This window comes from Cohnella baijiui, assembly GCF_020731285.1.
In the GTDB taxonomy this organism is placed as follows: Bacteria; Bacillota; Bacilli; order Paenibacillales; family Paenibacillaceae; genus Cohnella.
In genome coordinates this window covers 97490-104231 of sequence record NZ_JAJFOW010000022.1, presented here as the reverse complement: position 1 = coordinate 104231, position 6742 = coordinate 97490, and the positions used below count along the sequence as shown (strand labels likewise).

6 protein-coding genes are annotated in these 6742 nt (G+C 53.9%); 3 read left to right on the top strand and 3 right to left on the bottom strand.

What is annotated here, in order from left to right:
• Positions 1–54 precede the first annotated feature (54 nt).
• The gene (locus LKX83_RS19415; protein WP_227883996.1) at positions 55–711 is read right to left on the bottom strand and encodes a transcriptional regulator; all 657 of its coding nucleotides are present in this window, start codon (positions 709–711) and stop codon (positions 55–57) included.
• A gap of 410 nt (positions 712–1121) precedes the next feature.
• On the opposite strand from LKX83_RS19415, the gene LKX83_RS19410 reads away from it, so the two are divergent.
• Both LKX83_RS19410 and LKX83_RS19405 read left to right on the top strand, forming a co-directional pair.
• The gene (locus LKX83_RS19410; RefSeq protein WP_370639102.1) at positions 1122–2132 is read left to right on the top strand and encodes a helix-turn-helix transcriptional regulator; all 1011 of its coding nucleotides are present in this window, start codon (positions 1122–1124) and stop codon (positions 2130–2132) included.
• Positions 2133–2247: 115 nt separating this feature from the next.
• On the top strand, positions 2248–3042 hold the full coding sequence (locus tag LKX83_RS19405) for an SDR family NAD(P)-dependent oxidoreductase (protein ID WP_227883984.1): 795 nt from the start codon (positions 2248–2250) through the stop codon (positions 3040–3042).
• A gap of 7 nt (positions 3043–3049) precedes the next feature.
• On the opposite strand, the gene LKX83_RS19400 is transcribed toward LKX83_RS19405, so the two are convergent.
• Positions 3050–3502 (bottom strand): VOC family protein, encoded by a 453-nt coding sequence (locus LKX83_RS19400; protein ID WP_227883982.1) that lies wholly within the window; start codon positions 3500–3502, stop codon positions 3050–3052.
• A gap of 245 nt (positions 3503–3747) precedes the next feature.
• The gene (locus tag LKX83_RS19395) at positions 3748–4506 is read right to left on the bottom strand and encodes a stalk domain-containing protein (RefSeq protein WP_227883980.1); all 759 of its coding nucleotides are present in this window, start codon (positions 4504–4506) and stop codon (positions 3748–3750) included.
• A 187-nt stretch (positions 4507–4693) separates the two neighbouring features.
• Here LKX83_RS19395 and LKX83_RS19390 point away from each other — a divergent pair, with 187 nt between their 5' ends.
• The gene (locus LKX83_RS19390) at positions 4694–6706 is read left to right on the top strand and encodes an S-layer homology domain-containing protein (RefSeq protein WP_227883978.1); all 2013 of its coding nucleotides are present in this window, start codon (positions 4694–4696) and stop codon (positions 6704–6706) included.
• The last annotated feature ends 36 nt before the right edge of the window (positions 6707–6742 follow it).

Here is a 6742-nt window from a genome sequence, read left to right as displayed (position 1 = left end):
CCAATCACCCCAATCACCCCAATCACCCCAATCACCCCAATCACCCCAATCACCCTATTCCTTTATACTCGCGAGCCGGTAAGAGCGATATCGCAGTTTTCCGCTTGCGACTTCGAGCAATTTCTTTTCGATCAAGCCGTGAAGAATTGCTCTCGTACGATGCTCCGAAAGCAGCAAATGACCCGACAGCTCAGCCGGCGTAAAGGGACGTAGCAGTCTGTGCGCAAAGCGCAAGGTTTCGGCTTCCGCCCAGTTGAGTCCGGGAGGGACAGCGCCGGCTAAGAACTTACCGACGAAGGAGAGCACGAGCTGCTTGCACACCCCCGGGTCATCCCGGATGGATAAGTAAGCGATGGGAAGAAAAATCCAGTCATCCATCGCCAGCAAGGACTGCTTCATGCACAAGTCTTTGAAACGACTGACCTCAATATCTCTAGCGTGGCTGCGGTAATCCTGAATTTCGATGCATCCTTTGACATTCCCGGGCATGTACGCAAGGTCAAGGTAGCGATATCGATTATTAAAGTCTCTGATCTCGTATTCCGGATACAAGTGCTCCAGACTGCCTACGGCAGGAAACCAGATCAAGCGCAAAAAATCGATCGATCCGCGACTGAGCCCTTTTTGCAGCATTTCCCGCCTCCTGGGGTTTTTCTCTTCTGCAACCTGCTGCTCCATCCATCGTTCATAAACTTCGTCAAACCTGCTCATTCCTTTCACATCCGATCCGATAGAAATGAAAAATAAAAACCGCCCCCGTACGCCCCGTTCGGATGAACGAGCGTAAGGAAGCGGCATGTGCTTCACACCGTGTATTCATTCAAATGTAGCATAACAAAGAGGAAGCTTCAATCGAACACGTACACATCTTGGGCGGACCGTACCGCCAACCATAGCCGGAGACCGCTGCAGTCCATCACACGACCATTTGATTGACCTCGTTTGGCGGAACCTGGCAAGGGGTGAACCCCGCACAACAGATGACGCTGCCCGAAGGTTACGTTATAATTAGAATGATCAATGGTCCACGGAACCCGTGGACCATTTGCAATTGGATGTATCCTATTGGATTTCCCGATTGAAGGAACAGGGGAAATAACGGAAGGAGGTGGGCGTCTTTGATTTCTCCTGTTATTGACGGGATCAAGATCGCGCAAGGATTCTGGGCAAGCTTACGCCATTTGGGGATAGACGTCCACGACGTAGCTCGCCAAGCGCGGCTGCCGCTAACCATCATTCAGGAATCCGCCGTCACGACCGCCCAATATTTCGCGATCTGGCAGGCTTATGCGCATCTCATCGGCGATACGGCAACAGCAGCCGTCAAGCTTGCAAACGCCTACGAGACGGCCCATTACCCGCCGGCCGCTTTATCGACATTTCACGCCCGCGACTATCGGGACGCGCTGAATCGAATGGCGCGGTACAAGCCCATGTGCCCTCCCGAAAGCTTGCGAATTCGCGAAGAAGCCGATCGATGTACCATCGAATTGGAATGGTTGGATGACGAGCAGTCTGGACCGCCGGTGCTCGTCGGCATCACGCTGGCCTATCTGCTGGAGCTTGGGCGCCGCGGAACCGGTCGGCCGCTGACGGCCCAGATTGTCGAATTCTCCGATTCCATGGGCGACGTGCAAGTCCTGGAAGCTTATTTCGGCTGTCGGGTTCGGACCGGCGCCGATCAAAATCGGCTGACGCTTCACCGAGAGGATTTGGATCGTCCCTTTGCGTCGTACAACGCCGAGCTGCTCGAGATGCTGACGCCCGTTCTGGACCGATCGTTGAACGAGCAGCCGCGTTACCGCACCATCAGTGAGAAGGTTGCGGAGATGCTTTTGCGCAGCTTAACCAGGGGCCGTCCCGACATTCAGGCTGTCGCAAGCGAAATGGGGATGAGCGACCGCACCTTGCAGCGCAGACTAGCGGACGAAGGCGCAAGCTTCAAGCATCTGCTGGCGCAAACGAGACACGAGCAGGCTTTGTCGTACTTGGCGGACCCCTCGCTAGAGATCAAAGAAGTCGCCTTTCTCGTCGGATATGAGGACCAGAATTCATTCTATCGCGCGTTCCGCCTTTGGGAAGGCGTTACGCCTGCAAATTGGCGTTCCGAGCATATGCGAATACCCGGATAACATGCGTTCGATCATTTGGCGGGTTGTGCAAGATCATTGACGCAAGAGGCTAGTTACCGATGAACCTAAACGAGGTAAGATAGTCCCTATCCTAGATGCAAGGAGAAATGACAAAATGGATATGGGATTACAAGATAAAACGGCTCTCGTTACCGGTTCGACCAAAGGCATAGGCAAAGCAATCGCCATCGAACTGGCCAGAGAAGGCGCTCATGTTCTCATCAATGGCCGGAACGAGGAAGAGGCAGAACGCACGGTAGAAGAGATCAGATCCCAATTCCCGGCTACCCATCCTCAAAACGCTGCGGCCGATATCGCGGATCCGCATCAGAGAGAAGCTTTGTTCGCCAAATTCCCGGATGTCGATATTTTGGTGAACAACATGGGCATCTATGAGATCATGCGCTACGAGGACGTCGACGATGCCGTTTGGGAGAGATACTTCCGTACGAACGTGCTTGCAGCAAACGGATTGTCCAAATATTACTTGCCGAAAATGTTGGGGCATGGGATTGGCCGCATTCTCTTTATCGCGAGCGAAGAAGCGGTTATGCCCTCCGGACAAATGCCGCAGTACGGCATGACCAAATCCATGCTGCTGTCGTTGTCCAAAAGCTTGTCGAAGTTAACCGCAGGCGCTGAAGTGACCGTCAATACGATCCTGCCGGGACCGACCCTCTCCGAAAACGTGCAGCAAATCATCGAACAGATCTACTCGAATGAAGAGCTGACGTTTGCCGAAAAAGAGAAACAATTCATGGCCGCAAATCTGCCTCAATCGGAAATCCAGCGATTTATCAAGCCAAGCGAAATCGGCAGACTGGCTGCGTTTGTTTGCAGTCCTTACGCATCCGCCTTTAAAGGGTCCCCCATCCGCATGGACGGGGGAATGGTCCCGACGATTTTCTAAATGTCACTTACTTATTACCGAGTTGTTCCGCCAAACCGATTAGAAGTCCTTCATTTCCACGAATGTAGCAGAGCCGATACGAGTCCTCGTACTGAACCACTTCGCCAACGAGCTGAGCACCATGCTTCGTGAGTCTGGATACCATTTCGTCAATGTCTTCAACGGTGAACATGACGCGTAGATAACCGAGGGCATTTACAGGAGCAGTTCGGTGATCTGAAATAGTAGGCGGGGTGAGAAATCGCGAAAGTTCAAGTCGGCTGTGGCCATCTGGGGTAACCATCATAGCAATCTCTACACGCTGTGAACCCAGCCCGGTTACGCGACCAGCCCATTCGCCTTCGACAGTAGCTCGCCCTTCGAGCTTCAAGCCAATCTCCTCGAAAAAAGAAATTGCGTCATCAAGGGATTCTACAACGATGCCAACATTGTCCATTCTTAGTAATTTGTTTTTTGCCATCATGTTCATCTCCTTATGTGTACAAATTTATGACCTTCCAAGCGATTAACATCTTGTCACAGTTCATAATAACAAAAATAAGTCACAGTATAGCAAAAAAGTGAAGTTTGGTTTTCGGATATGTCAAGAACACTGTCGCGCCTTCGCTTGGGCTACAGCCGAGCAGCGGACTCCGGCGTAAAAAGATACGGCCTCCGTCCGGTAATCACCGGATGGAGGCCGTTTCGATTCCATTAGAGAGAAGCTTACAGCGTCGAGGACCCGCCGGACGTTCCCGTCGAAGCCGGCATGGCCGCCGACGTCGCGTAACTGTCCTTCAACACATACAGAAGCGGTTTTTCCGCCTGATTATCGGCGTCGTATGCCGATACGACGGCATATTGGCTGCCCTGCAGGTTTACATCCAGTTCCGTTACCTTATCGGCCTCGAGAGTGATTTCCTCGTTCAACTGCTGATTGCTGCCGTTCATCACCCGGATCTTCATCGACGAGGGGGAGTACAGAATCAGATGCAACGTATTGTATTTTTTGCCGAAGTTGATTTTTAAGTTGGGCGAGCCCTCATACCAACCCAGCCCCACATTTTCCGCGGAAAAGGCGTAAGCTCCGTTAAACTGGCGATCTCCGAATACGAGTTGCTTTTTGTCGGCCACATCGTAGAACTTTTCGCTCCAATTGTCCACTTTGACCTCTTTGGAATACAACGTGAGGTTGGCGCTCTCGCGAAGCCCGACGGTTTGCGTGGCGGCATCCCATGTAATCGGAATGTCAAAGGCTTTGGCTATGGCGCGAAGAGGCAAGTACGTCGTTCCGTTATACGAGATCGCTTGCACTTCCTTGCCGTTGTCGTCGAGCGGGCGCCAGGCTTTGCCATCCAGACGGTATTTGATCCCCGAGTTCAGGTAAGCTTTGATCTCGGTGAGATTGCTGGCGGCGAACGCTCCGGTCGAAAGCGAGAAAAGGGCGGTGATGACGAGCAACAGAATCACGCGTGTCTTCTTCATCAATTATCTTCCTCCACAGTTCATGATCAATCCATCGAGAACGAGCATAGCAGGATAAGCGCTTCAAAAGCGTTTCAATAAATGGGCGGGATGCGAAGAAACGCTTTTGAAGCGCTCGCCGCTTTACAATCGTTAAGAAAGGAGGGCATTGCGATGCCTACATCCAGACGAAAACGGGGACTTCCCTATGAACGATAAGAAATCGCTTTTTGCCGGTTTCTGTTTGGCCTTGCTGGCGGTCTGTCTCGCACCGCTTCCCTCCGCCAAGGCACTTGATCTTCAATTGAATCCGGACTTCAGGGTTGAGGCGAACCCGATCCTGAACACAAACCTGTATTTGCCAAGTTCAAACGGTGTGGAGCGGTGGGCGTTCGAAGCCGGCGGAGAGCTCAGCTGGTCTTCGCCTGCCATCGGCGCGGACGGCACGGTGTATGTCGGATCGACGGACGGGAAGCTCTATGCGGTCGATCACAAGGGGAAAAAGAAGTGGGATTTCGAAACGAAAGATAAAGTGTATGCTTCGCCGACGGTCGGCGCAGACGGCACCGTGTTTGTCGGCTCCGGCGCCAAGCTATATGCGATTTATCCCGACGGAAAGCTGAAGTGGGCGTTCGATGCGGGAGGCGTCATCTATTCCGAACCGGTCATTGGGGCGGACGGAACCGTCTATTTCGCATGCGAGGATGGGAAGCTCTACGCGCTCAAGGCGGACGGCACGAAGAGATGGGCGTTCGAAACCGGAGGCGGAATGAGTGTCAATCCCGCTCTCGATTCGAACGGCAACATCTACGTCGGTTCACGCGACAAGAAGCTCTATGCGATCAAACCGAACGGGACGAAGAAATGGGAATTGACGACAATCAATGAAGTGAAATCCACGCCGGCGATCGGCGCGGACGGCACCGTCTATATCGCTTCCGGCGCCGAGAGAATGTATGCGGTCAAGCCGGACGGCACGGTAAAATGGGAATTTCCATTGGATAAAAAGCTGTATGGAGGCAATGTTTATTCCTCGCCTGCCATCGGCGCGGACGGCACCATCTATGTGGGATCGGGCGGCTCAGGCATATATGCCATCAAGCCCGACGGAACGAAGAAGTGGAAATTCGATACGGACGGCATTATGGTAGCCACGCCTGCCATCGGCGCGGACGGCACCATTTACGTGGGTTCGGCCGATTGGAAGCTCTATGCGATTAAACCGGACGGCACGAAAAAATGGACGTTCAAAACCAATGGCCAGATCGTCGCCGCATCGGCGGTCGGCCCGGACGGCACGCTCTATATCGGTTCCGGCGACCGCAAATTATATGCCATCGGCATGGTAGCCGTGAACGGCGTCAACCTGAACAAAACCGTACTCCAATTGGAAACGGGGGGGAGCGAGACGCTGCAGGCGACGGTTGCGCCCAACAACGCTTCCTATCACGACATCCTATGGTCGAGCGGTGACGATCGCATAGCCCAAGTAGACGCTGCAGGCAAAGTGACGGGCATTGGCCCAGGCACGGCTACGATTACGGCGACATCGGAGGATGGAGGATACTACAAATCATGCGTCGTGACGGTAACCGCCGCCAAGGACGCCCCTCCTCCTGCGCCGGTAAACGATCCCCCAGCCGCGGCAACCCCACCCCCCGCTTCGCCATCGGATGCGGCGAACCTGAAGGACATTGCGGGGCACAAGCGGGAAGCGGAAATCGCCAAAGCGGTATCGCTTGGCATCGTATTCGGTTATCCGGACGACACATTCCGGCCCGACGGGAACGTTACCCGTGCGGAATTTGCAAGCATGCTTGTCAGAAGCTTGAAGCCCGGAGAGGAAGGAGCGCCGCTCGCCTTCAAGGATAAAAATCAAATCGGGGCCTGGGCGGTAATGGCAGTTCAGCAGGCGGTAAAGCTTGGCATCATCCATGGGTATGAGGACGGCACGTTCCGGCCCAATGCGAACATTACCCATGCGGAAATGATTTCGATGGTCATTCGCGCCTCCGGCCTCGCAACGGAAGATGCGCCGCAGACCGGCTTTTCCGACGATGCGGACATTCCGAAATGGGCGAAGTCCGCCGTTTCCAAAGCCGAGGAGACCGGCATCGTCAAAACGGGGGATTTCCCGGGCGATAAATTCGCGCCGCTAGCAATGTCCACCCGCGCGGAAGCCGCGTCGTCCATCGTCCGCATGCTGGAAGCGCGAAAATAGATAGCCCCGGATATGACGATATCCGATTGCAAAACA

What these genes read in the sequence shown, in the direction of transcription:
- LKX83_RS19415 (WP_227883996.1), bottom strand. Translation starts at nt 711, where the DNA reads ATGAGCAGGTTTGACGAAGTTTATGAACGATGGATGGAGCAGCAGGTT.
- LKX83_RS19405 (WP_227883984.1), top strand. Translation starts at nt 2,248, where the DNA reads ATGGATATGGGATTACAAGATAAAACGGCTCTCGTTACCGGTTCGACC.
- LKX83_RS19400 (WP_227883982.1), bottom strand. Translation starts at nt 3,502, where the DNA reads ATGGCAAAAAACAAATTACTAAGAATGGACAATGTTGGCATCGTTGTA.
- LKX83_RS19395 (WP_227883980.1), bottom strand. Translation starts at nt 4,506, where the DNA reads ATGAAGAAGACACGCGTGATTCTGTTGCTCGTCATCACCGCCCTTTTC.
- LKX83_RS19390 (WP_227883978.1), top strand. Translation starts at nt 4,694, where the DNA reads ATGAACGATAAGAAATCGCTTTTTGCCGGTTTCTGTTTGGCCTTGCTG.